We start from the raw sequence: 23,187 nt of genomic DNA, 5'->3' as shown, positions 1-23,187 counted from the left end.
TGCCTGAAGGACAAGGAGGAACACCATGAACGCCCTCAACAAGACCGCCACGCCCGTCGTCGGCCTGAATGTTCCGGCCGCCGTCGGCATGAGCCTGGAGGAGGTGCAGACGCCGGCGCTGATCATCGACCTCGACGCCTTCGAGCGCAATGTGAAGCGCATGCGCCGCTTTGCCGAAGAGATGGGCGTGCGCCATCGGGCGCATGCCAAGACCCACAAGTCCGCCGACATCGCGCTTATCCAGATGGAGCTCGGCGGGGCAGTCGGCGTGTGCTGCCAGAAGGTGTCGGAAGCAGAGGCGATCGTCGCCGGTGGCGTGCGGGATGTGCTGGTGTCGAACCAGGTGGTCGACCCAGTCAAGATCGATCGCCTCGCGCAGCTCGCGGGCCGGGCGCGCACACTCGTTTGCGTCGACGACCTTGGCAATGTCGACGACCTCTCCAAGGCCGTCCAAAGGCACGGCACGACGATCGAGTGCCTCGTCGAGATCGACTGCGGGGCAGGGCGCTGCGGCGTGCAGTGGGGCGAGCCGGTGATCGATCTGGCAAGGAAGATCACTGCGGCCCCGGGGCTGGAATTCTCCGGCCTGCAGGCCTACCAGGGCGCGGCCCAGCACGTTCATGACTATGGAGAGCGCAAGGCGAAGATCGAAGCGGCCATCTCCCAGGTCGCTGCCACCGTCGCAATGCTGAACATGGAAGGCCTGGAGTGCAAGATCGTCGGCGGCGCCGGCACCGGCTCCTACTATTTCGAGGGCACGTCCGGTGTCTATAACGAGCTGCAATGCGGCTCCTACATCTTCATGGATGCCGACTACCAGCGGGTGCGGGACGAGGACGGCGATTTCATTCATGCGTTTGAGAATAGCTTGTTCATCTGGACATCAATCATGTCCAAGACCAAGGCCGGCAAGGCGATCTGCGACGCTGGCCTCAAGGCGCAGAGCGTGGATTCCGGCCTACCGGTCATCTACGGGCGCGACGATGTCGAATACATCAAATGCTCCGACGAGCATGGCGTCATCGCCGATCCCGGCAACGTGCTGAAGCTCAACAACAAGCTGAAGCTCGTGCCCGGACATTGCGACCCCACCTGCAACGTCTACGACTGGTATGTCGGTATCCGCGACAGCAAGGTGGAATGCCTATGGCCGGTCACCGCGCGCGGCATGGCCTACTGAGGCGCCGTCCATGCTGGTCGTGACGGAAGAAACCTGCCGCAATCTCATCACGCGCGAGGATGCCTTTACGGCCGTGGAGGGCGTCTTCGCCGCCATGGCCAGCGGCGAGGCATATAACTTCCCGGTTATCCGCGAGGCGATCGGCCATGCCGACGCGCTCTACGGTTTCAAGTCGGGCTTCGACCGGGCACATGGTGTGCTGGGGCTGAAATCGGGCGGCTATTGGCCGGGCAATGAGAAGCGGGGTCTGACCAACCACCAGTCGACCGTCTTCCTCTTCGATCCCGATACCGGACGGCCGCAGGCGATGGTCGGCGGCAACTATCTGACAGCCATGCGCACCGCGGCGGCTTCGGCCGTCTCCATCCGCTATCTTGCGCGCCCGGACGCCAGGGTGCTCGGCATGGTAGGCGCCGGCTTTCAGTCTACCTTTCAGATGCGGGCGGCGGCGGCGCAGCGGGAGTTCGAGAAGGTGATCGGCTGGAACCCGCATCCCGAAATGCTCTCGCGGCTGGAGGAAACCGCGGCGGAGCTCGGCCTGCCCTTCGAGGCGGTCACGCTCGAGCGGCTGGGGGCGGAGGCCGACGTCGTCATCACCATCACCTCGAGCTTCGCACCGATCCTGACGCGTGATCACGTGCGGCCGGGCGTGCATTTGGCCTGCATGGGGACCGACACCAAGGGTAAGCAAGAGGTTGCCGCCGAACTCGTTGCCGCCGCAACGCTGTTCACCGATGAAGTCACCCAGGCGGTCAGCATTGGCGAATGCCAGCACGCGGCGGAGGCCGGCCTGATCGAGGAAGCGCGGATCACACCTCTCGGCGCCGTCGTCAACGGCGCACACCCCGGCCGCTCGTCACCGGACGAGATCACCCTGTTCGATGGCACCGGTGTCGGCCTGCAGGATCTGGCACTTGCCTCCGTCGCCGCATCCAGCGCCCGTGACAAGGGCCTTGCCATCGAGCTGCATCTGTAGACGAAGCGCGCTTTCCGTTGAGCAGCCTGACGTAAGCCGGGCGCAAGGTTTCTGCCCTACATTCAGGGATAGGGGGCTACATCCGCTTCCGGAGTGCACGCATGGGCGAGCCCATGAACCCGGAGGCGCTTTGCAGCCTATGTGCCCGAGTTCGCAGGCGGCGAAATGCCGGAAGCGACTGATCGACACGTAGGAAAGCAATGGCGGGGGAAAACAAGGCGAAACAGGTTTGGCGCTGCGATGGATGCGGCGACGAACGAACGCTTCGCAAGATCGACGAGCATCGGAACGTGGCCATCGTCATCACATCAGGGCCTGGGGAAATTCTGTTTTCCCGAAGCTGTCAGCTCTGTCCGCACTGCCAGCTTCGCCTTGTTCGGCAAGCCGACTCCAATGAGCTGGTCCGGCATCGATCTGGATACGAGCGTCGCCTCGGCAGGCAGCCTGACTGACGCTCGGCCCAGCGGTGTCGGTTGAGAAAGAGCGCACCGCCCTCCTCGCGCACGGCCAGTTCCACGACGACGACGTGATGGAGTTCAAGTTGCCGAAGGACGCGGTCGGAACGAAGGTCGAATGGGGCACCGACGGTCACACCTTTGAAAACTACGCGGCCCTGATCGATAAGCATTTTGCCTTCAAGACGCAAGAGGGTACGGCTGGGGGCGAAAGGCTCGATGGCGCCGACGGCGCTGACCGTATCATCGGCAAGGGCGGGGCCGACGAGATCCGGGCGCTCAGCGGTGACGATATGATCTTCGTGCCCGATCTCAACTTCGAGAGCATCGACGGCGGGGATGGCGTCGACAGGCTTCTGGTGACGGGTGAGAAGGAGCTGTCGAAACTCGGCGACAAGAATATTACCGACATCGAGGTACTTGACCTGCGTGGTTCTGGCAAAAACACGCTGACGCTGACCTTCGACGATGTGAACAAGCTGAGCAGCAATATCGGCACCGAAGCCCTGCGCATCGAAGGCGACAGGGATGACGTGATCGAGCTTGATGGCTTCCATAACACGGCCAAGCAAGAGCACGCGCTCAGCGCTGGCCGGATGTCACCTATGATATCTACACGATCGGGTCCGCCAAGGTTTGGGTGGAGGACGACGTCACGGTATTGCCGGTGGCGTAAGGTAGTGCAGAACGCTCTACGGGCGGCCGCAACAGCGGCCGCCCGATCCGGCTGATGCGGGTGCAACGCCATGCTGCCTCCTGATGCCGTTCTTCCCATATTCTTAGTTTTTCTCCTAGATCCCCCGTAGCGGCAGGGGGATTTGGCGTGTGTAGGAAGCAAGAAAGGAGGCTCCACAAACAACCGGATGTCCGAAACTGCCCCTAAAGGTTTTTGGTCTATCGGTGATGCCGGATTCGAACGGCGTGTTAGGCCAGGGCGGACTGGAAGGGCTATGTCTGGAAACGGTCACGCGGATTATCCCGCTTTTCGCCGGATCGGTAGGGCGCGCCGCCCCGTGCTTCTCCATTCAGCCCGGGAATTCCTCAAATACGCGGCCATTCGAACCGGTCTCGAAACCGTTGCCCACTCCCGCGCACAGGCCCTGTTTCCCGCTCTAGGCGGGCGCGGCGTCATCTTCACGCTGCATCACGTAAGGCCCGTTGCGGGTCCGCGTTTTGCTCCCAACGCCCATCTCTCCGTCACCCCCGATTTCCTGGCGCAGGCCATCGTCGCGGCACGCGAGTGCGGTCTCGTGCCGGTCCACCTCCACGACCTGCCGGCGCTCTTGTCCGATCCGGCGGACAAGCGGAAATTCGCTGCCTTCACGCTCGACGACGGATACCGCAACAATGCCACATACGCCGCGCCCGTCTTCCGCAAGTTCGACGTTCCCTACACGATTTTCCTCACCGCAGGCTTCATCGAGCGCACGCGCACCATCTGGTGGGAGACAGCGGCCGCGCTCGTGGAGAAGCATGCGGCGCTGACATTCGATTTCGGCAACGGCTCCGAAGACGTTGCGACCACCACCGCCGCGCAGAAGCGGGCCGCCTTCGCGCGGCTCGAGGCTTTCGTGGCAACTGCCGACGAGGACGAAGCGGTGGAGCGGATCGACCGCGCGGCCCGCGCCGCGGGCATCGAACCCGCTGCCATCGTTGACGAACTCGTCATGGACGGGGCCGATCTTCGCGCGCTCGGCGAGGATCCCCTTGCCCATTTCGGCGCCCACACGCTCACACACGTCAACCTCCGGCGCGTCAGCCCAGAGCGGCTGCGCAAGGAGATCGAGGGATCGGCGCGCGCCGTCGAACGATATGTCGGCCGCCCTACGCGCTCCTTTGCCTATCCCTATGGCCAGCCCTGGTCACTTGGCGAACGCGAGGTGCGGGCGGTGGCGGAGGCGGGGTTCCCCGTCGCCGTGACGACCCAGCCCGGCGTTCTAGGCCCCGCCAGCCTCGAACGGCCGACGGCACTGCCGCGCGTCTCGCTGAACGGCCGTTTCCAGGCAAAGCGCCACGTCAAAGCGCTCATCTCCGGCCTGCCGTTCAAGCTTATGCAGCGCTAATCCTCGTGCCGCGCAATCACACCGAGAAAGGCATCGCCGTAGCGCTCCAGCTTGGCCTCGCCGATACCGGGAATGGCGGCGAGCTCCAGCCGGCTGGCCGGGCGGGCGGCAGCCATTTCGATGAGCGTCCTGTCGTGGAAGATCACATAGGGCGGCAGGCCCTGGTCACGGGCGAGTTCGCGCCGCTTCTCGCGCAGCGCTTCGAAGAGCGTGCGGTCGGCGGGCTCCATGCTGTTGGCGGCCTCGCGGCGGGCGGCTTTCTTGCTGGTCCTGATCGCGCGTCTCGGCACGCGTAGCATCAGGGTCGGCTTTTCGCGCAGGAAATCGCGGCCGCGGTCTGAGATCGACAGGCCGCCGTGCCCGGCGAGATCGACGGAGACCAGCCCGTGGGCGACGAGCTGGCGCAGGATGGAGCGCCAGGTGCGCGCGTCGTGCTCCTTGCCGATTCCATAGGTGGATATCCGGTCGTGGCCGAAGCGAGTGATGCGCTCATCCTCCTCGCCGAGCAGAACGGCGGCGATATAGGCCTGGCCGAAGCGCTCGCCCGTTCGATAGATGCAGGAGAGCGCCTTCTGCGCCGCAATCGTCCCATCGAAGAGTTCGGGCGGGGCCGCGCAGTTGTCGCAGTTGTTGCAGGGTTCGTGCGTGTCGCCGAAATAGTTGAGCAGCACCTGGCGGCGGCATTGGCCGGTCTCGGTCAAGCCCAGAAGCGCGTCCAGCTTCTGCCGCTCCATGCGTTTGCGCTGTTCCGGCGCGTCCGATTCCTCGATGAAGCGGTTGCGCAGGGCGATGTCGTCATAGCCATAGAGCATCAGCGTTTCCGCCGGCAGGCCGTCACGGCCGGCCCGGCCGGTCTCCTGGTAATAGGCCTCGATGCTGCCCGGCAGGTCGAGGTGGAGGACGAAACGCACGTCGGGCTTGTCGATGCCCATGCCGAAGGCGATGGTGGCGACCATGACGACGCCTTCTTCGCGCTGGAAGCGCGTCTGGTTGGCGTCGCGCACCGCCTTGTCCAGGCCGGCGTGATAGGCAAGTGCCGTAAAACCGCGCTCGTTGAGAAAGGCGGCGGTTTCCTCGGTCTTGCGCTTGGAAAGGCAATAGATAATGCCGCTCTCGCCCTTGCGGCTCTCCAGAAAGGCGAGCATCTGTTTGCTCGGACTGTCCTTCTCAGTGATGGCGTAGCGGATGTTGGGCCGGTCGAAGCCGGCGACGAAGCTGTTCTCCTCGCCGATCCTCAGATGGCTGACGATCTCGGCGCGGGTGGGTGCGTCGGCGGTGGCCGTCAGCGCCATGCGCGGCGTGCCGGGAAAGAGCTCAGCCAGACAGTCGAGCTTGCGATATTCGGGCCGGAAATCGTGGCCCCATTGGGAGAGGCAGTGGGCCTCGTCGATGGCGATGAGCGACAGCGGCACCGGGCGCAGCCGCTCCAGTATTTCAGGTCTCAGGAGCGTTTCCGGCGCCACATAAAGCAGGTCGAGCGCCCCTGTCTCGACGGCGCGCCAGATATCGGCCCGCTCATCGAACGCGAGCGAGGAGTTGAGCGCGGCCGCCCTCATGCCGGCTTGGCAGAGGGCCGCCACCTGGTCCGCCATCAGCGCGATCAGCGGCGAGACGACGAGCCCCATTCCCTGTCGGCACAGGGCGGGAATCTGATAGCAGAGCGACTTGCCGCCGCCCGTCGGCATCAGCACGAAGGCGTCGTTGCCGGCGATCACATGAGCGATCACCTCCGCCTGCCGCCCGCGGAATGCGTCGTAGCCATAGACAGTCTTCAGAAGGTGCAGGGGCTCGAGCGTCATTCGGATAAGGATGTATAAGAGGGCTATTCCGTCCTCATAACAGGCTCATCTTCTTTTTGCACCCGGAGAGGGGCTTTAGGACGTGAAACTCAACTGCGAAGCCGCTATGTACCCGATTGTCACCATTTCGGGATGGCGCGGCGGCAACATCCCGGCATGCCAGCAGGAGGCGAATCCGATGAACGGGGAACCCTCGCTGATGTTCAGCGAGACGGGGGAAGCGGCGCAGGCGGTCGCCAGGCTCCTCTCGCGGGAAGACAACACGTTCAAGGAGCTCGGCCGGCTGATCGGCGAGCGCCGCCCTCCGGTCGTCACCGTGGCGGCGCGCGGCTCGTCCGATCACGCGGTGAGCTTCTTCAAATATTTGTTTGAGATCGCGGCCGGCATCCCGGTCGCCTCCATCGGGCCTTCCGTCGCCTCCGTCTACCGCGCTTCGCTGCATCTCACCGGCGGATTGCACATCACCGTTTCCCAGTCCGGCGCAAGCCCGGACATCATCGCCGTGCAGGACGAGGCCAAGCGCGGCGGGGCGCTGACGGTGGCGGTGGTCAATGTCGCCGACAGTCCACTGGCGCATGGCGCCGACGTTGTCCTGCCCATCCACGCGGGCGAGGAACGGAGCGTGGCCGCCACCAAGAGCTTCATCGCCTCGGCCGCTGCACTGGCCGCCGTCACACAGGCCGCCACCGGCGACGCCGGCCTGGCCGCCGGCCTCGCGCGCCTGCCGGAGGCGCTGGAGGCGGCATGCGAGGCCGACCATGCACCCGTCTTGCCTTTGCTTGCCGGGGCCGGGTCCCTCTATACGGCGGGGCGGGGGCCGGGCTTTGCCATCGCGCTCGAGGCCGCACTCAAGGCCAAAGAAACGGCGAAGCTGCACGCCGAGGCCTTTTCGCTGGCTGAGTTGATGCATGGCCCGATGCAACTCGTCGGCGAAGGCTTTCCCATCCTCGCCTTTCTGCCGGAGGACGAAGCGCTTGCCTCCAGTATCGAGGCCGTGGACAAGCTCAGCAGGCTAGGCGCCGCCGTCGTCGCCTTCTCCTCGCGGGCGCTTGGGCCACGCACCATCGCTGTGCCCTCCACCGGCCACGGCCGTCTCGATCCGCTGGTGGCCCTCGTTGCCTATTATCGCCTGGTCGAGCGCCTGGCGCGGGAGCGCGGGCTCGACCCGGACTCGCCCGACAAGCTCAAGAAGGTGACGGAGACCATCTGATGGGCAACGCCATCCTCGCCGGCGCGCGGCTGTTCGACGGCGAGCGCTTCTTGGAAGGTCATGCCGTTATCGTCGAAGCAGGGCGCGTGAAGGCGGTCGTGCCGGAGGCCGAAATCTCCGGCCTCGACGACATCACGCGGGTTGACGGCGGCATCCTGGCACCGGGTTTCGTCGATGTGCAGGTCAACGGCGGCGGCGGGCGCATGCTCAACGACGATCCCTCGCCTGAGACAATGACCGCCATCGCCGCTGCCCATCGCCGCTATGGGACCACGGCCCTGTTGCCGACGCTGATCACCGACACGCACGCGGTGACAGAGGCGGCGATCGCCAGTGCCATAGAAGCCTGTCGCACAGCGGAAGGCGTCGTCGGCCTGCATCTGGAAGGGCCGCATCTGGCGCCGGCGCGGCGTGGTGCGCACATGGCCGAATTGATGCGGCCGATGGAGGAGGCCGATGTCGAAGCCCTCTGCCGCGCGGCCGAAGCGCTGCCGGTTCTGCATGTGACGGTGGCGGCGGAGCAGGTGACGGCGGCGCAGGTGGAGCGGCTGGCAAAGGGCGGCGTTATCGTGAGCCTCGGCCATACCGACTGCACGGCCGAAGCGGCGCAACGGCTGTTTGATGCCGGCGTGCGCGGTGTCACCCACCTCTTCAATGCCATGAGCGGGCTTTCCCATCGCACGCCGGGGCTGGTGGGCGCCGCGCTCGACGCCGGCCATGTGTGGTGTGGCATCATCGCTGACGGCCATCATGTCGACCCGGTAGCACTCGGCGTGGCCCTTCGCGCCAAGCGAGGGCCGAGGCGCCTCTACCACGTCACCGACGCAATGGCGCTGGTGGGCAGCGAGGCGGAGAGCTTTCAGCTCAACGGGCGCACGGTGCGGCGCGAGCCCGGGGCTGTGTGCTCGAAGCTTGTCCTCGAGGACGGAACGCTCGCCGGCTCCGATCTTGACATGGCTTCGGCCGTGCGTTTCGGCGTCGAGGTGTTGGGTTTGCCGGTGGAGGAATCACTTAAGATGGCGAGCGTCTATCCGGCGACCTTCCTTGGCATCGAAAGCGAGCACGGGTTGCTGATGCCTGGCGCGCGCGGCGATCTCGTGCATCTGGATGACGGCCTCAATGCGCAGCGGGTCTGGATCGCCGGACGGCTGCAATAGCGTCTACTTCCGCCCCTGGCGGAAGATCTGGTTCCAGAAGTCGTAGAAGGCAAGGCAGAGCACGACCCCCGTCACCACGAAGAGCGCCGCGCGCGGCACTGAGAAGACGAATATGCCGAGATAGCCTGCCAGTGTCGCCAGGGCGACAAGGGCCACGATCCGGTCGAGCAACATCGGCCTTCCTCCCTATCGCCCGTATATCAGCTGCGGCAGGTAGTAGATGATCGCCGGCACGTTGTAGAGCACCACCATGGTGAGGAATACCATTGCCAGGTAGGGCAGCGATCCGGCGAAGATCTGGGTGAGCTGCACGTTGCGCGGCGCAATCCCCTTCAGATAGTAGGCCGACATCGCCATGGGCGGCGTCAGGAACGAGGTCTGCAGGTTAAGCGCGATCAGAATACCGAAGAACAGTGGGTCGATATCGAACAGCGGCAGGAGCGGCAGGAAGATCGGCACGAAGATGATGATGATCTCCGACCATTCCAGCGGCCAGCCAAGCAGGAAGATGATGAGCTGTGCCAGAAGCAGGAACTGCAGCGGCGTCAGGCTCAGCCCCTCGACGAATTCGCGCACGAGCTGCTCGCCGCCGAGATAGGAGAAAACCGAAGCGAAGACCCAGGAGCCGACGAACAGCCAGCAGACCATCGCCGTGGTACGCACCGTCAGATACACCGATTCCTGCAGGCGCTGCCAGGTGAGCGCGCGGTAGGCGATTGCCAGCAAAAGCCCGCCCAGCGCGCCCACGGCGGCGGCTTCCGACGGCGTAGCGAAGCCGAGCAGGATGGCGCCCAGAACCACCGTGATGAGTGTGGCGAGCGGGAGGAAGGAGGTAAGCAGCATCCAGAGGACCTTCAGGAGGCCAATATCCTCCATCTTCTCGGGCTGCGGCGCGAGCTTCGGCTGCAACAGAGCGCGGCCGACGATATAGATCAGATACATACCCGCCAGCAGGAAGCCTGGCAGCAGCGCCCCGGCATAAAGCCGGACGATGGAGACGCCAGACGTCGCCGCATAGACGATCAGCATGATGGAGGGCGGGATGAGGATGCCCAACGTGCCGCCGGCGCAGATGACGCCGGCGGCGAAGCGCGTGTCGTAGCGCGCCTTCAGCATGGCCGGGAAGGCGAGCAGGCCCATCAGCGTGACGACGGCGCCGACGATGCCGGTGGCGGTGGCGAAAAGGGCGCAGGTGATAAGTGCGGCAACCGCCATCGAGCCCGGCAGGCGCCGGGTTGTCACACTCAGCGTGTGGAACAGGCGGTCGACGATGTTGGCGCGCTCAACCAGATAGCCCATGAAGAGAAACAGCGGCACGGCGGTCAAGACGTCGTTGGCCATGACCGAATAGGTCTGGTTGACGAAGAGGTCGAAAACCCGGTTGTTGAAGAAGCCGCCGATCCAGTGCTGGATCAGCGTCAGCGTGTCCGCGTCCTCCTGAACGGCACGGGTATAGGCGATCCACATGCGGTCGGCGTCGTAATAGGCGTAGTAGCCGAAGGCGATGCCCATCGCCATGAGCGTGAAGGCGATAGGAAAGCCGAGCAGGATGATGAAGATGAAGATGCCGAGCATGGCCACGGCGACTTGCGGGTCGGTCATGACCGCGGCTCCCTCGGGTCGATCACATCCACGGCTTCACTGCCGTGGCGGAGCGCCTCGGCTCGTTCCTTCTGCAGTATGGTCTCAAGCTCCTCCACGTCCTCCTTCTGCCGCGGCCACTCGCCTGTGCGAATGGTGATGATGCAGCGAAAGACCTGGGCGATGCCCTGGATGACGAGGAGAATGCCGGCGGCGATGATTATCGACTTGAACTGATAGACCGGCACGTTGGCCGGGCTCATGGTGCTGACTTCGAGATAGCGCCACGAGCGGCTGGCGTATCGCCAGCCGGAAAAGACCAGCGCCAGAATGCCGGGGAAGAAGAAGAGGAAGTAGAGCACGAGTTCCACCTTGGCCTGGGTCTTGGGATGCCACAGGCGGTAGATGAAATCGCCCCGCACATGGCCGTTGCGCGACAGTGTGTAGGCGCCGGCCATCATAAATAGCGTGCCGTACATGATGTAGGTGAGATCGAAGGCCCAAACGGTGGGCGCTCTAAACCAATAGCGCACGACAACCTCGTAGCTGACGGCGAAGGTCATCAGCACGACGCACCAGGCAAAGGCTTTGCCGAACCACGCGGACACCGTGTCGGCAAACTGAATGTATCGATGCATGGAAGTGCTCTATCCGCGGAAGGCGATAGTCACGGGGCGGGCGACACCGCCCCGTGACTATTCAACATCGGTTAGAAGTTTATCTTGTCCGGGAAGTAATGCTGGTAGGCCAGCTTGTAGTCCGGCGAGTTCATGAGCGTGTAGAAGACCACGCGCTCGCACCATTGTTTCTGGCTGTCCACGACCTTGGCAAAGAACTCATCTTCCATCAGGTCCGGCAGGATCTGATCCCAGGCCTCGAGCTGTACCTGAAGCACGTCCTCCGGCGTGCGCTGCACGCTGACGCCGTGTTCCGTCTGCAGGGCTTCCAGGTCCTTCGAATATTGGTCCATGGCAAGCGCGAAGTTCGCCAGGTGCACCGCCTCGACGCCGTATTTCAGGATCGCCTGCAAGTCGGGATCGAGGCTTTCGAAGCGGTCGCGATTGAAGATGAACTCGAAGGATTCGCTCGCCTGATGGTATGAGGAGAGCATGTAGTTCTTGGCCACGTCCTGCGAGCCGAAGCGCATGTCCGAGGTCGGGTTGTTGAACTCGAAGGCGTCGATGACGCCACGCTCCATCGCCGGCACGATCTCGCCGCCGGGAAGCTGCGCCACACTGGCGCCCATGGCCTGGAACAGGTCGGCGGCCAGGCCCACCGTACGGTATTTCAGGCCCTGGATCTGGTCGGCATTCTCGATCGGCTGCTTGAACCAGCCGAGCGGCTGCGCCGGCATGCCGAAGGCGAAGAAGCCGACAACGTTGAGGCCCAGAACATCCTGGACGAGCTCGCGGTAGAACTCGTCGCCGCCGCCGTGATACATCCAGGCGATCATCTGGTTGGCATCGGCACCGAACACCGGACCCGTGCCGAACAGCGATGCCGCCTTGTTCTTGCCGTACCAGTAGACCGGCACCGTGTGGGCGGCGTCGATGACGCCGTCATGGCAAGCATCTTGAACCTGGAAAGCGCCGACCACGGCACCCGCCGGCAGAAGATCGATCTTCAGGCGGCCGCCGGACATCACGTCGACGCGCTCGACATATTGCGCGGCCATGTCCTGGAAAATGTCGGAAGACGGCCAGGACGACTGCATCTTGAGCGTGATCGGAGACTGTGCGAGAACGGCCGGAGCCGCCAGAGAGCCAGCAGCCGCCGCGCCCGCGGCAGTGGTTGCGGTGCCGAGGAACTTGCGGCGTGAAAGCGTCTTGTCACTCATCATAATCCTCCCTTTATTGGTGGCTCATTATTGTTGTTGTCGAGCATAGCTCATCAAGCCATCCTTCCAATCATGCAGGAAAAATAGGGCGGAGCGGAAGCGGCTTCGGCCTTTATAATACTAAAGTCGTATAAGGCTGGCGCGGCGCCGGAAGGCGCGATAGCCTGTCGCGCATCTCCGGAATCAAGGGACCCGTCATGGTCTTCGTGCCTGATCTTGCCATCATCCTGCAGTTTGCCGCCGCCACCTTCGTGATCGCGATCACGCCCGGTCCGGACATGACGCTCTTCGTCGGCCGCGCCCTGTCGCAGGGGCGGGCAGCGGGCTTCGCCTGCATGTTCGGCGCCATGACCGGCATCCTGGTGCACACGCTTCTGGTGGCGCTGGGGCTGTCGGCGCTGATCGTCGCCTCGCCGCAAGCCTTTCTTGCACTGAAGATATTCGGCGCCGGTTATCTCGTCTGGCTCGCCTGGCAGGCCATCCGCCGCGGCTCCGCCTTCTCGCCGGAAACGAAGGCGGGTGCCGGCCGGTCATTGTTCAAGAACTGGGCGACCGGTCTCGGCATAAACCTGCTCAACCCTAAGATCATCTTGTTCTTCATGACCTTCCTGCCGCAATTCGTTTCCTCCAGCGATCCGCACGCCTCCTCGAAGCTGCTCTTCCTAGGCCTGCTGTTCATCCCCCTCGCCCTGCCGATCACCACGCCCATGGTGCTTGCGGCGGACGGTTTTTCCAAGTTGCTCAGGAAGAGCCCGAAGGTGACGCGGGCAGTGGACTACCTGTTTGCCGGCGTGTTCTCAGCTTTTGCAGTGAAGATCCTGACGGCGCAAGCGCGGTGACCTTTCCCGCAGCGCGCGGGGATCACACGTCGTGAATGCCGGCCGCAATGTCGGCGCTGTCCTGCGCACCATGGTCGCGTGGCCTCGCGAGGGGGAGGGAAGTGTTACTCGCCGTGCCCGGCGATCATCATCGCTTCCAGCTTCAACCGCTCGGCCTTCTTCATGCGCTCCGAAGCCGACTTGAGCTGGCCGCAGGCCGCCAGGATATCGCGGCCGCGCGGCGTGCGGATGGGCGAGGCGTAGCCGGCGCGGTTGACCATCTCGGCGAATTTCTCGATCTGCTCCCAGTCCGAGCATTCATAGGCGCTGCCAGGCCACGAATTGAACGGGATCAGGTTGATCTTGGCTGGGATGCCCTTCAGGAGCCGCACCAGCTCGCGCGCGTCGGCGAGCGTGTCGTTCACGCCCTTCAGCATCACATATTCGAAGGTGATGCGCCGCGCGTTCGACAGGCCGGGGTAGGCCCGGCAGGCGTCCAGAAGCTCCTTCAGCGGATACTTCTTGTTGATCGGCACCAACTCGTCGCGCAGTTCGTCGCGCACCGCGTGGAGCGAGATCGCCAGCATGACGCCGATCTCCTCGCCCGTGCGGTAGATCTCCGGCACCACGCCGGACGTCGACAGCGTGATGCGGCGCTTCGACAGCGACAGGCCCTCGCCGTCGGAGGCGATGAGCAGCGCCTGCTTCACGTTCTCGAAATTGTAGAGCGGCTCGCCCATGCCCATCATGACGATATTCGTCACCTTGCGGCCTTCCGCCGGCACGATCGCGCCATCGGGCGTGTCGGCATCGGGAAAGTCGCCCAGCCGGTCGCGGGCAACCAGCAGCTGGTCGAGGATCTCACCCGGCGTCAGGTTGCGCACCATCTTCTGCGTGCCGGTGTGGCAGAAGGAGCAGGTGAGCGTGCAGCCGACCTGGGAGGAGATGCACAGGGTGCCGCGGCCTTCCTCGGGGATATACACCGTTTCCACCTCGACCGGGCGGCCGGCGCCGCGCGGCGGGAAACGCAGGAGCCACTTGCGCGTGCCATCCTGTGAAATCTGTTCCTCGACGATCTCTGGGCGGGCGATGGTGAAGGTCTCGTCAAGGGCGCCGCGCAGCTCCTTTGAGATATTGAACATGCGCGAGAAGTCGGAAACGCCGCGCACGTAGAGCCAGTGCCAGAGCTGGCGCACGCGCATGCGCACCTGCCGCTCGGGCACGCCGACGGAGGCAAGGGCTTCGCCCAGCTCTTCGCGCGATAGGCCGATCAGCGGCTTCTTCTCCGCCTGTATCTCGGGACGCAGCCGCGTGCGGCTTTCAGGGGTCGATGTATCGATTGTCAGGGTCATGGTGCATTCAAATGCGTTTCGGGCGGCGCCTTGGGCCGCCCGTTCACTTCGGCGCGCTCATAGCACGGCTTCGCCGCGCCGTCACCCTTTCCCTCCCCACGACGAAGGGGGAGGGGCTTCACAGATAAAGCAGCGACCGTCCGGCCTCGTTGAAGAGATGGAGCTTGGCAGGCTCGGCTGCAAGCGACACCGTCTCGCCGCGGCCGAACCTCTGCACGCCGGGCAGCTTCACGATGACCGGGTCGGGCACGTTCTCCACGTCGAGATAGACGTTGGTGACCTCACCGAGGGACTCGACGATGTTCACCCGCCCGTCGAACAGGCCGCCGCCGTTGGAGGCGATGGTGAGATCCTCCGGCCGCACGCCCAGGCGCACTTCCTGGCCGGCCATGTTTGCCGGTGAGGGGATGGGCAGGTCGGCCCGTGTCTTGCCGAGCCTGATGGTCGTCTTCTCGCCGGCCTTGTCGATCTTGGCTGGCTGGATGTTCATGGCCGGCGAGCCGATGAACTGGGCGACGAACAGGTTGGCCGGTTTCTCGTAGAGTTCAATCGGTGCGCCCACCTGCTCGATATGGCCGGCCGACAAGACGACGATACGATCGGCCAGCGTCATGGCCTCCACCTGATCGTGGGTGACGTAGATCATAGTGGAGTCGGGCATCGATTCCTTCAGCTTGGCGATCTCGATACGGGTAGCTACGCGGAGTGCCGCGTCGAGGTTCGACAGAGGCTCGTCGAAGAGGAAGACTTTAGGATCGCGCACGATGGCGCGGCCGATGGCGACCCGCTGGCGTTGGCCGCCCGACAGCGCCTTGGGCAGTCGGTCGAGATAGGGCGTGAGCTGGAGAATCTCGGCCGCCTCCTGCACGCGCTTCTCGATCTCGGCCTTCGGCGCCTTGGCGATCTTCATGCCGAAGGCCATGTTGTCGTAGACGCTCATATGCGGGTAGAGCGCGTAGGACTGGAACACCATGGCGATGCCGCGCTGGGAAGGCGGGATGTCGTTCACCCGCTCCTCGCCGATATACATGTCGCCGCCGGTGATGGTCTCGAGGCCGGCGATCATGCGCAGAAGCGTGGACTTACCGCAGCCGGACGGCCCGACGAAGACGACGAACTCTCCCGTCTTGATCTCCAGGTCAATGCCGTGGATGACCTCCGTCATTCCGTAGCTCTTCTTGATGTCCTTCATCAGAACGCCGGTCATCACTCTCCTCCCCGGTCATATGCCCTGGCCAACCGGCAGCCGAAGAGCCGCCGGTTCAGCACTTTTATCTCGTGGCTGCCGTCTTTGCCAAATCCATCCTTGCGCCTCCGGGGGCTTCCAAGAGTCCCGAATGCGGGTTCTTCGCCGCTCGCCCCTTGCATGGCGCCTCAACCTCCTTTGACGGAGCCGGCAAGCAGCCCGCGCACGAGATAGCGCTGCAACGTAAAGAAGACGACGATAGGCACGATGATGGCGACGAAGGCCGAGGCCGTGAGGATTTCCCAATTGCCGCCGCGGGAGCCGAGAAGCTCGCGCAGTCTCCCGGTCATCACCAGTTGCTCTTCATTGTTGCCGAGGAAGACGGTGGCCACCAGCAGGTCGTTCCACACCCACAGGAACTGGAAGATGGCGAAGGAGGCGAGCGCCGGGAATGACAGCGGCAGGACGATCTTCCTGAAGATCTCGAAATCCGAAGCCCCGTCCACCTTCGCGCTTTCGATGATCTCGCGCGGCAGGCCGGAGATGTAGTTGCGCAGAAGATAGATGGCGAGCGGCAGGCCGAAGCCCGTATGCGCCAGCCAAATGCCGATATAGGACTTGCCGATGCCGACGTCATTATAAAGCCTGAGCAGTGGGATGAGCGACATCTGCAGCGGCACCACCAGAAGGCCGACGATGACCGCCAGAAGAAGCGCGCGCCCGGGGAACTGCATCCAGGATAACGCGTAGGCCGCGTAAGCCGCGATGAGTATGGGGATCACGGTCGCCGGAATGGTGACGGTGAGCGTGTTGATGAAGCTCTGACCGATACCTTCGGAGAGCAGCACCGTCCTGTAGTTCGCCAAGGTAAATTTCGGAGCTTCGCGCGCGGTGACGAAAATCCTTTCGCCGCGCGTGTCTTCCGGCTGTTCCGAGTAGGTGACGACGTAGTCGCCGTTCTCCTCCACGGTGGCCGTGCCGCCGCCGCGCATTTCCGCGACCTCGCCCGGCTCAAACTCCGATGGCTGCTGGATGGAGACGCCGAAGGCGCTTATGCGGCCTGATCCGCTTTCGAAAACGTTGCCGCGCAGCACCCAGTTGTCGCCCTCCCGCTCGGCCTCCGCCGGCGGGGCGGTGCGGGCGACAATGTTCTGCTCGGAGGGAAAAAGTGCCGTCCACCAGCCGCTGACGGCAATCTGGTCCTTGTCGCGCAAGGAGGAAACGAGGATGCCGAATGTGGGCACCGTCCAGATCACGACAAGCAGGAGGACGGCGAGGTTGACTGCCCAGGTAAGCGCGGGGCGCTGGCCGACTACCGTGCTCATCGCACATCCTTTCGTGCTTCGCGGATGTTCCAGATCATGATCGGCACCACCAGCACCATGATGACCAGGGCGATGGTGGAGGCGCGGCCGAAATCGAGCCCGCGGAACATCCAGTCGAACATGTAGTTGGCCAGCACCTGCGTGCCCCACTGGCCGTTGGTCATGGCCAGGACGATGTCGAAGATCTTCAGCACCAGAATGGTGATGGTCGTCCACACCACGGCGATGGTGCCCCAGATCTGCGGCACCTTGATCTTATAGAAGATCTGGAAGGGAGAGGCGCCGTCGATGATGGCCGCCTCGATAGTCTCCTCCGGTATGCCGCGCAGCGCTGCCGACAGGATGACCATGGCAAAGCCCGTCTGAATCCAGATGAGCACCACCATGAGGAAGAAGTTGTTCCAGAAGGGAACGGTGATCCAGGCCTGCGGATCCCCCCCGAAAAAGGTGACGACGGCGTTCAGAACGCCGATCTGGTCGGAGCCCTCCGGACGATAGTCGTAGATGAACTTCCAGATCACGCTGGCGCCGACGAAGGAGATCGCCATTGGCATGAAGATCAGGCTCTTGGCGACGTTGCCCCAAGCAATACGATCGGTGAGTGCGGCGGCAATCAGGCCGAAGAAAGTGGCTGCCGCCGGCACGACGAAGAGCCACAGAATGTTGTTGCGCATGCTCTCGCGAAAGCCGCCGTCGCCAGCCAGCCATTGATAGTTCGACGCGCCGATCCAGTTCCGTCCGGCGGGGCCGTGGAAGCTCAGCCAGACGGAGTTGAAAACCGGATAGACCAGATAGATGGTCAGGATGACAACTGCCGGCCCGAGGAAGAGCCAGGGGCGGATGGCATTCGCCTTGGTGATATTGGCGCCGATGTTGGCGCCGTAGGCGGGGTAGATGGTGTCGAGAAGACGGTTTGACCCCCAGTAGTAGCCGAAGCAGGCGGCCACGCCGAGGATCATGACGGCCACGGCGCCGATCAATTTGTATGCCGGCAGGATGAGCATGACGAGACCGTAGGCGCCAACGGCGAAAACCACGCTGACAATGATGCCCACCGCCATGATGAAGAGGGTAAGGAGCGCCGTCGTCAGGAGCGATCCCAAATCCGATGCGGCTGCAGATGGCGCCGTCGTCGTCGATACTGCCACTTTCAGCACTCCGGCTGGAGCGGACGCTTTGTCTCCCTGCCGCGAGGTCCGCTCTCGCTTTTTTATTGAGGAAGCCGGTGCGGCGCTCCGTCTTCCCCGGTGGATTTATTGCGGGCGGGGCGCCCGGCAAAAGCGCCCCGTCCCGGCAGCCGCTCGCGCGGCTATTTGATCGCTTCCCACTCCCGCTGGATATCCTCTGCGACACTCTCGGCAGACTCGCCGCCGACATAGTCCACCATGCCGGTCCAGAACGCGCCGGCGCCGATGCGGCCGGGCATCAGGTCCGAGCCGTCGAAGCGGAAGGTGGTCGCGCTCGTCAGGATATCGCCCTGCTTCTTCAGAGGCTCGTTGGCGTAAGCCTCGCGATTGGCCTCCGTGTAAGGCGTCAGGAACCCGGACTGCGCCATCCACAGCTCATGGGCGATCGGCGTCTTCAGGAATTCGATGAAGGCGCGCGCCGGCTCCGAATCGGAGGTGATGGCGAAGAGGGTGCCGGCACCCAGAACCGGCGTGCCGAGATCCTTCCCCTCATAGGCCGGGAAGTAGAAGAAGTCGGCATCGACGCCGAGTTCCGTTCCTTCCGGGAAGAAGCTCGGGATGAAGGAAGCCTGATGGTGCATGTAGCACTTCGGCGGGAACGAGAAGAGCCCGTTCGGGCTGTCGCGGAAGTCGGTCGAGGCGACGGCTTCGGTGCCGCCGTCCACGAAGTCGCCGTTCTTGGCGAACCAGCCGAATTCCTCGATGGCCGCGACGACGCGTTCATCGTCGAAAGGCATCTCGTTGGTCACCCACTGGTCGTAAACCTCCGGCGGCTGCGTGCGCAGCATCATGTCCTCGACCCAGTCTGTCGCGGGCCAACCCGTGGCACCACCGGAGCCGAGCCCGATGCACCAGGGCGTGCCGCCGTCGGCGACGATCTGCTCCGTCAGCGCCTTCAGATCCTCCATGGTCTCCGGCACCTCGTAGCCGGCGTCCTCGAAATTCTCCGGCACGTACCAGACGAGCGACTTCACATCGATCTTATAGGGGAACGCGAAAAGCTGCGGCTCGCCGTCCTCGCCGGGATAGGTGCTGAGATCGACCCAGGACTGGCCGGCAGCGTAGTTTTCCTGCAGCCAGGTCGCGGTCTCCTCGCCAAGCGATGTCAGATGGCCCTGCGCCGCCAGGTTGGCGGCAAGGCCGGGCTGCGGGAACACCGCCACGTTCGGCGCGCTGCCCGCCTGGGCGTCGATGACGATCTGCTGCTCAAAGGAGTCGGAGCCCGAGTAAGCAACATCGGCGCCGGTCGCTTCTTCGAAGTAGGCAGTGATAGATTCGATGAGCTCCTTGTCAGGGCCGAGCCACGGCCCGAAAAGGGTCATCCGCTCACCCGAGAGATCGTATTCGGCGGAGAAATCTTCGAAACTTTGCCAGTTGAGGCGGTCGTCCTCGCCCGGTGCAAACTTGAGCTCCTGCGCCGCGGCGGCGCTGCACGAAAGCGCCAGCGCGCAGGCGCCGACAACAGTCAATCTCTTCATCGTCTCCTCCACAAGCCGCCCTTGTCTTCCAAAGGCCCATAAATTCATTAGTGCCCGGCGGTGCCCTTACACCGCCACCTAGCGGCATTACTCCCAAAGCTCAAAGCGCTTTGGGACATCTAGCATTGAGCGTCGACGGAACCGAGTCAAGACGGTCGATGAAGTGACCTGCTATCTCACCGTTTCTTTTCGGTTCCATTGGACCTTTCAGGAGCGCCGTGTCAGGCGGGCGCACAACGCGGGCTTGATTTGGCATCTGGTATGGGAAATATTCCCAAAGCGCTTTGAGGAGGAGATGCGGCGGCGGTGAGTATGCGTGAAACGGTCAATCTACGCAGGCTTTCGGAGGTTCTGGGCCTTTCCCAGACCACCGTCTCGCGCGCCCTTAACGGGTTTCCCGAAGTCAACGAGAAGACGCGGGCGCGGGTGGTAGAGGCGGCGCAGCGGCTCAACTACCGCCCCAGCGCGAGTGCCGCGAGCCTCGCCACGGGCAAGGCCTGCGCCATAGGACATGTGGTGCCGCTGGCCGAGCACATGATGATCAACCCGCATTTTTCCGACTTTCTGGCCGGTGCGGGCGAGGTGTATGCGCAGTTCGGCTACGAAATGCTCTTGCGCGTGGTTGCGCAGGCTGAAGAGGCTGACGTCTACCGCGATTTCGCCAGCCGCAGCCGTGTCGACGGCGTCGTCGTGCACGGGCCGCTGACGAATGACCCGCGCATTCCGCTTCTCAAATCGCTGGGGCTGCCCTTCGTCGTGCACGGGCGCAGCGACGACGGCACCGGCGACTATTCCTGGCTCGACGTCAATAACCGGCGCGCCTTCTGCCGGGCGACGGGCTTCCTGGCTGACCTCGGCCATCGCCGCATCGCCCTGATCAACGGGCTGGAGGCCATGAACTTCGCCAGCCGGCGCCGCCAGGGCTACGAATCCGTCCTCGCCGACCGCGGGCTGGAACAGGATCCGTCCCTCATCTTCAGCGAAGACATGGTGGAGCCCTATGGCCATCGTGTGGCGCGGCAGCTGTTCTCCTCGCCGCGCCCGCCGACGGCCATTCTCGTCTCCAGTGTGCTGCCGGCGATGGGCGTGGTGCGGGCGCTGGCCGAGCTCGGCATCAGGCCCGGTGCGGACGTCTCCATCATCGCCTTCGACGACTGTCTTTCCTTTCTGCAGCCGGCGAGCGACGGCAAGGCGCGGGACGTGCCTTTCCTCACCGCCATGCGCTCCTCCATCCGTGAGGCCGGACGGCGGGTTGCCGAAATGCTCCTGGAGCAGATCGCCGCGCCCGACGGCGGCCGGCGGCATGAGTTGTGGGAGGCCGAGTTGGTCATCGGCGAGACCACGGCACGCTGTCCGGTGGAGCAAACGCCCCTTCCGGCGGCGGCCAAAAGCTGATAACGCCCACGCAACCCGATAGGCCCAATCCGAACTTGTGAAGGAAACACATCATGGCCGAACGCCAAGCCGCCAGGGATGTAATCGATTACACGCGCTCGGACTTCCCACCGGACTTCCAGTTCGGCGTTGCCGCGTCGAGTTATCAGATCGAAGGATCGAGCTTCGGCAGTTGCGGCACCTCTCATTGGGACACCTTCGCCGCGACGCCGGGCAACACCGCGCGTGGCGAGGAAGGCTCGGTCGCCTGCGATCACTACCATCGCTGGCCTCAGGATCTCGACCTTGTCAGCGGCGCCGGCCTCGATTGCTACCGCTTCTCTATGTCCTGGGCGCGCGTTCTGCCCGAGGGGAGGGGGCAGCCCAACCCGGAAGGCCTCGATTTCTACGACCGGCTGGTGGACGGCATGCTCGAGCGCGGCATCAAGCCCTTCGCCACGCTCTACCACTGGGACCTACCGGCGCCGCTGGCCGATCTCGGCGGCTGGCGCAACCGCGACATCGCCTCCTGGTTTGCCGACTATACGGAGGTGGTCGGCCGCCGCCTCGGCGACCGGCTGGCGGCGACCGCGCCCATCAATGAGCCGTGGTGCGTGGCCTGGCTCAGCCATTTCATGGGGCTGCACGCGCCGGGCCTGCGCGACATCCGCGCCACCGCGCGCGCCATGCATCATGTGCTACTTGCGCACGGCCGTTCGATCGAGGCCATGCGCGCGCTCGGCATGACCAATCTCGGCCTTGTGACCAATTTCGAATATGCCGCGCCCGCCGACGACAGCGTGGAAGCCAAGGCGGCCGCGAATCTCTACGACGGCATCTATAATCGATGGTTTCTCGACGGCGTTTTCAAGAAGGCCTATCCGCCGGAGGTCCTGGCCGGCCTCGGCCCGCACATGCCGGAGGATTACGAGGACGATTTCGACGTCATAGCCACGCCCGTCGACTGGGTCGGCATCAACTACTACACCCGCAAGCTGATCGCCCCCGACGGCTCAAGCCAGTTCCCGGCGCTGAAGGAGGTGGAAGGCCCGCTGCCGAAGACGCTGATGGATTGGGAGATCTATCCCGAAGGCCTCTCCTTCTTCATGCGCCGCGTGCATGAAGATTATGCGAAGGGCCTGCCGATCTACGTCACCGAGAACGGCATGGCCTCACCCGACCGTCTTGCGGGCGGCAAAGCAGACGATCCGGACCGGATCGAGTTCCTCAACCGCCACCTTGCGGAGGTTCGCCGCGCCGTTGATGACGGCATACCGCTCAAGGGCTATTTCATCTGGTCGCTGCTCGACAACTACGAATGGGCGCTCGGTTACGAAAAGCGTTTTGGCCTCGTGCATGTGGATTTCGAGACGCTGGAGCGCACGCCCAAAGCGTCGTGGCACGCGTTGAAGAAAGCACTGGCGGCCGCTTGAGAGAGGCTCTCGTTTGCGCCTCCCACCGCGTCCGCTTAGAAAGGGACAACGCAACCTGTCCTGGGGTGAAGAGACGTGACGCTGGCCGGCTCCCTGTTTCCGCTTCTATGCTGGATTCTCTATACTTTTCTGGCCAGCCGCATCGAGGTGGTGCGGCCGTCGCTGTCGATCATCATGGGCGCGCAGCGCCGCCGCTGGGTCGAGAACGCGGTGCGCCGGGAGACGCCGCTCGACGCGATCCTGTCCGGCAATCTGATGAGCGCGGTCGCCTTCTTCGCCTCGACGACGGTGCTGATCATCCTGGCGCTGTTCGCCGTCTTCGGCCAGATCAATTCGGTGGTGGAGGCCGTCGCCGCCATCCAGCCGGATCAGGCGCTGACCAAGCGGGACGTGGAGGTGCACCTGGCTGTCCTGCTCCTGATGTTCGTGCTCGCTTTTCTCTCCTTCACGCTGTCGCTCAGGCAGTTCAACCATTTCTGCATCATGCTGGGTGCGGCCGACCATGCGGAGGAAAGCGATCCGGAGGAGGTGTTCGTGATCGCAGCGCTCAACACGCTTGGCGCACGCAACTTCAACCAGGGCATCCGCGCCTATTACTTCGCGCTCGGCATGCTCGCCTGGTTCGTCTCACCTGTCGCCTCCATCGCTGCTACCGTGCTGATCTTCGTCGTCATCCTCTATCGCGAGTTCTTTTCGGCCTCGCGCAATCTGGTCGCCCGTTTGAAGCTGGATTGAGCGAAACAATGCGGGTACTGCGTAAAAGAGGTAGTCTTTAG

20 protein-coding genes are annotated in these 23,187 nt (G+C 63.9%); 10 read left to right on the top strand and 10 right to left on the bottom strand.

The window, feature by feature from the left end; genetic code table 11:
* Window positions 1-25 precede the first annotated feature (25 nt).
* From N5A92_RS22495 to N5A92_RS22480, 4 genes are all read left to right on the top strand, one after another.
* Entirely contained in the window at window positions 26-1,180 is a 1,155-nt protein-coding gene (locus N5A92_RS22495) for a DSD1 family PLP-dependent enzyme (RefSeq protein ID WP_260906475.1), read from the top strand.
* A gap of 10 nt (window positions 1,181-1,190) precedes the next feature.
* Window positions 1,191-2,156, top strand: a complete 966-nt coding sequence (gene bhcD / locus N5A92_RS22490) for an iminosuccinate reductase BhcD (protein WP_260906474.1) — start codon at window positions 1,191-1,193, stop codon at window positions 2,154-2,156.
* A 466-nt stretch (window positions 2,157-2,622) separates the two neighbouring features.
* Entirely contained in the window at window positions 2,623-3,342 is a 720-nt protein-coding gene (locus N5A92_RS22485; RefSeq protein ID WP_260906472.1) for a hypothetical protein, read from the top strand.
* Window positions 3,343-3,624: 282 nt separating this feature from the next.
* Window positions 3,625-4,674, top strand: a complete 1,050-nt coding sequence (locus N5A92_RS22480) for a polysaccharide deacetylase family protein (RefSeq protein ID WP_260906470.1) — start codon at window positions 3,625-3,627, stop codon at window positions 4,672-4,674.
* Here N5A92_RS22480 and recQ read toward each other — a convergent pair.
* Window positions 4,671-6,473, bottom strand: coding sequence for a DNA helicase RecQ (recQ, locus tag N5A92_RS22475; RefSeq protein ID WP_260906468.1), 1,803 nt, complete (start codon window positions 6,471-6,473; stop codon window positions 4,671-4,673). The two genes, N5A92_RS22480 and recQ, sit on opposite strands and share 4 nt — an antisense overlap.
* A 178-nt stretch (window positions 6,474-6,651) precedes the next feature.
* On the opposite strand from recQ, the gene N5A92_RS22470 reads away from it, so the two are divergent.
* Together N5A92_RS22470 and nagA are read left to right on the top strand one after the other, a co-directional pair.
* The gene (locus tag N5A92_RS22470) at window positions 6,652-7,683 is read left to right on the top strand and encodes an SIS domain-containing protein (protein ID WP_260906466.1); all 1,032 of its coding nucleotides are present in this window, start codon (window positions 6,652-6,654) and stop codon (window positions 7,681-7,683) included.
* A complete protein-coding gene (gene nagA / locus N5A92_RS22465) occupies window positions 7,680-8,840 on the top strand; it encodes an N-acetylglucosamine-6-phosphate deacetylase (RefSeq protein ID WP_260906615.1) in 1,161 nt (386 codons plus the stop codon). Before N5A92_RS22470 ends, nagA begins: the two co-directional genes overlap by 4 nt.
* A 3-nt stretch (window positions 8,841-8,843) precedes the next feature.
* Here the strand turns inward: nagA and N5A92_RS22460 are convergent, their stop codons facing one another.
* The 4 genes from N5A92_RS22460 to N5A92_RS22445 all read right to left on the bottom strand — a co-directional run bounded on the left by N5A92_RS22460 (window position 8,844) and on the right by N5A92_RS22445 (window position 12,258).
* On the bottom strand, window positions 8,844-9,014 hold the full coding sequence (locus N5A92_RS22460; RefSeq protein ID WP_260906464.1) for a hypothetical protein: 171 nt from the start codon (window positions 9,012-9,014) through the stop codon (window positions 8,844-8,846).
* Window positions 9,015-9,026: 12 nt separating this feature from the next.
* Window positions 9,027-10,442 (bottom strand): TRAP transporter large permease, encoded by a 1,416-nt coding sequence (locus N5A92_RS22455; protein ID WP_260906463.1) that lies wholly within the window; start codon window positions 10,440-10,442, stop codon window positions 9,027-9,029.
* On the bottom strand, window positions 10,439-11,059 hold the full coding sequence (locus tag N5A92_RS22450; protein ID WP_260906462.1) for a TRAP transporter small permease subunit: 621 nt from the start codon (window positions 11,057-11,059) through the stop codon (window positions 10,439-10,441). The genes N5A92_RS22455 and N5A92_RS22450 overlap by 4 nt, the downstream gene beginning before the upstream one ends.
* Window positions 11,060-11,130: 71 nt before the next feature.
* Window positions 11,131-12,258 (bottom strand): TRAP transporter substrate-binding protein, encoded by a 1,128-nt coding sequence (locus N5A92_RS22445; RefSeq protein WP_260906461.1) that lies wholly within the window; start codon window positions 12,256-12,258, stop codon window positions 11,131-11,133.
* 197 nt (window positions 12,259-12,455) lie between these two features.
* Here N5A92_RS22445 and N5A92_RS22440 point away from each other — a divergent pair, with 197 nt between their 5' ends.
* Window positions 12,456-13,097: a LysE family translocator gene (locus N5A92_RS22440; protein ID WP_260906460.1), complete on the top strand. Its 642-nt coding sequence runs from the start codon at window positions 12,456-12,458 to the stop codon at window positions 13,095-13,097.
* Between the two features lie 104 nt (window positions 13,098-13,201).
* Here N5A92_RS22440 and rlmN read toward each other — a convergent pair whose 3' ends face one another.
* The 5 genes from rlmN to N5A92_RS22415 all read right to left on the bottom strand — a co-directional run bounded on the left by rlmN (window position 13,202) and on the right by N5A92_RS22415 (window position 19,604).
* Complete coding sequence (gene rlmN / locus N5A92_RS22435) at window positions 13,202-14,428, bottom strand: dual-specificity RNA methyltransferase RlmN (protein WP_260906459.1); 1,227 nt, start codon at window positions 14,426-14,428, stop codon at window positions 13,202-13,204.
* A 118-nt stretch (window positions 14,429-14,546) separates the two neighbouring features.
* Window positions 14,547-15,635 carry an ABC transporter ATP-binding protein gene (locus N5A92_RS22430; protein ID WP_260906458.1) on the bottom strand — a complete coding sequence of 363 codons (1,089 nt, stop codon included), beginning with the start codon at window positions 15,633-15,635 and terminating at the stop codon, window positions 14,547-14,549.
* A 167-nt stretch (window positions 15,636-15,802) separates the two neighbouring features.
* Window positions 15,803-16,939 (bottom strand): carbohydrate ABC transporter permease, encoded by a 1,137-nt coding sequence (locus tag N5A92_RS22425; RefSeq protein ID WP_260906457.1) that lies wholly within the window; start codon window positions 16,937-16,939, stop codon window positions 15,803-15,805.
* Entirely contained in the window at window positions 16,936-17,943 is a 1,008-nt protein-coding gene (locus tag N5A92_RS22420) for a carbohydrate ABC transporter permease (RefSeq protein WP_260906614.1), read from the bottom strand. Before N5A92_RS22420 ends, N5A92_RS22425 begins: the two co-directional genes overlap by 4 nt.
* Before the next feature lie 305 nt (window positions 17,944-18,248).
* On the bottom strand, window positions 18,249-19,604 hold the full coding sequence (locus N5A92_RS22415) for an ABC transporter substrate-binding protein (protein ID WP_260906456.1): 1,356 nt from the start codon (window positions 19,602-19,604) through the stop codon (window positions 18,249-18,251).
* Window positions 19,605-19,916: 312 nt separating this feature from the next.
* On the opposite strand from N5A92_RS22415, the gene N5A92_RS22410 reads away from it, so the two are divergent.
* The 3 genes from N5A92_RS22410 (at window position 19,917) to N5A92_RS22400 (ending at window position 23,146) form a co-directional block, all read left to right on the top strand.
* Complete coding sequence (locus tag N5A92_RS22410; RefSeq protein ID WP_313958451.1) at window positions 19,917-20,999, top strand: substrate-binding domain-containing protein; 1,083 nt, start codon at window positions 19,917-19,919, stop codon at window positions 20,997-20,999.
* Between the two features lie 53 nt (window positions 21,000-21,052).
* The gene (locus tag N5A92_RS22405; RefSeq protein ID WP_260906453.1) at window positions 21,053-22,411 is read left to right on the top strand and encodes a GH1 family beta-glucosidase; all 1,359 of its coding nucleotides are present in this window, start codon (window positions 21,053-21,055) and stop codon (window positions 22,409-22,411) included.
* A gap of 75 nt (window positions 22,412-22,486) precedes the next feature.
* Complete coding sequence (locus N5A92_RS22400; protein ID WP_260906451.1) at window positions 22,487-23,146, top strand: DUF599 domain-containing protein; 660 nt, start codon at window positions 22,487-22,489, stop codon at window positions 23,144-23,146.
* The last annotated feature ends 41 nt before the right edge of the window (window positions 23,147-23,187 follow it).

It is taken from the genome of Chelativorans salis, from assembly GCF_025336525.1.
GTDB classification, from domain to species: domain Bacteria; phylum Pseudomonadota; class Alphaproteobacteria; order Rhizobiales; family Rhizobiaceae; genus Chelativorans; species Chelativorans salis.
The sequence above is the reverse complement of the archived record's forward strand: the minus strand, read 5'-3'. Positions and strand labels throughout refer to the sequence as shown.

What these genes read in the sequence shown, in the direction of transcription:
- N5A92_RS22495 (WP_260906475.1), top strand. Translation starts at nt 26, where the DNA reads ATGAACGCCCTCAACAAGACCGCCACGCCCGTCGTCGGCCTGAATGTT.
- bhcD (WP_260906474.1), top strand. Translation starts at nt 1,191, where the DNA reads ATGCTGGTCGTGACGGAAGAAACCTGCCGCAATCTCATCACGCGCGAG.
- recQ (WP_260906468.1), bottom strand. Translation starts at nt 6,473, where the DNA reads ATGACGCTCGAGCCCCTGCACCTTCTGAAGACTGTCTATGGCTACGAC.
- N5A92_RS22470 (WP_260906466.1), top strand. Translation starts at nt 6,652, where the DNA reads ATGAACGGGGAACCCTCGCTGATGTTCAGCGAGACGGGGGAAGCGGCG.
- N5A92_RS22460 (WP_260906464.1), bottom strand. Translation starts at nt 9,014, where the DNA reads ATGTTGCTCGACCGGATCGTGGCCCTTGTCGCCCTGGCGACACTGGCA.
- N5A92_RS22455 (WP_260906463.1), bottom strand. Translation starts at nt 10,442, where the DNA reads ATGACCGACCCGCAAGTCGCCGTGGCCATGCTCGGCATCTTCATCTTC.
- N5A92_RS22450 (WP_260906462.1), bottom strand. Translation starts at nt 11,059, where the DNA reads ATGCATCGATACATTCAGTTTGCCGACACGGTGTCCGCGTGGTTCGGC.
- N5A92_RS22445 (WP_260906461.1), bottom strand. Translation starts at nt 12,258, where the DNA reads ATGAGTGACAAGACGCTTTCACGCCGCAAGTTCCTCGGCACCGCAACC.
- N5A92_RS22440 (WP_260906460.1), top strand. Translation starts at nt 12,456, where the DNA reads ATGGTCTTCGTGCCTGATCTTGCCATCATCCTGCAGTTTGCCGCCGCC.
- rlmN (WP_260906459.1), bottom strand. Translation starts at nt 14,428, where the DNA reads ATGACCCTGACAATCGATACATCGACCCCTGAAAGCCGCACGCGGCTG.
- N5A92_RS22430 (WP_260906458.1), bottom strand. Translation starts at nt 15,635, where the DNA reads ATGACCGGCGTTCTGATGAAGGACATCAAGAAGAGCTACGGAATGACG.
- N5A92_RS22425 (WP_260906457.1), bottom strand. Translation starts at nt 16,939, where the DNA reads ATGAGCACGGTAGTCGGCCAGCGCCCCGCGCTTACCTGGGCAGTCAAC.
- N5A92_RS22420 (WP_260906614.1), bottom strand. Translation starts at nt 17,943, where the DNA reads ATGCTCATCCTGCCGGCATACAAATTGATCGGCGCCGTGGCCGTCATG.
- N5A92_RS22415 (WP_260906456.1), bottom strand. Translation starts at nt 19,604, where the DNA reads ATGAAGAGATTGACTGTTGTCGGCGCCTGCGCGCTGGCGCTTTCGTGC.
- N5A92_RS22410 (WP_313958451.1), top strand. Translation starts at nt 19,917, where the DNA reads ATGCGTGAAACGGTCAATCTACGCAGGCTTTCGGAGGTTCTGGGCCTT.
- N5A92_RS22405 (WP_260906453.1), top strand. Translation starts at nt 21,053, where the DNA reads ATGGCCGAACGCCAAGCCGCCAGGGATGTAATCGATTACACGCGCTCG.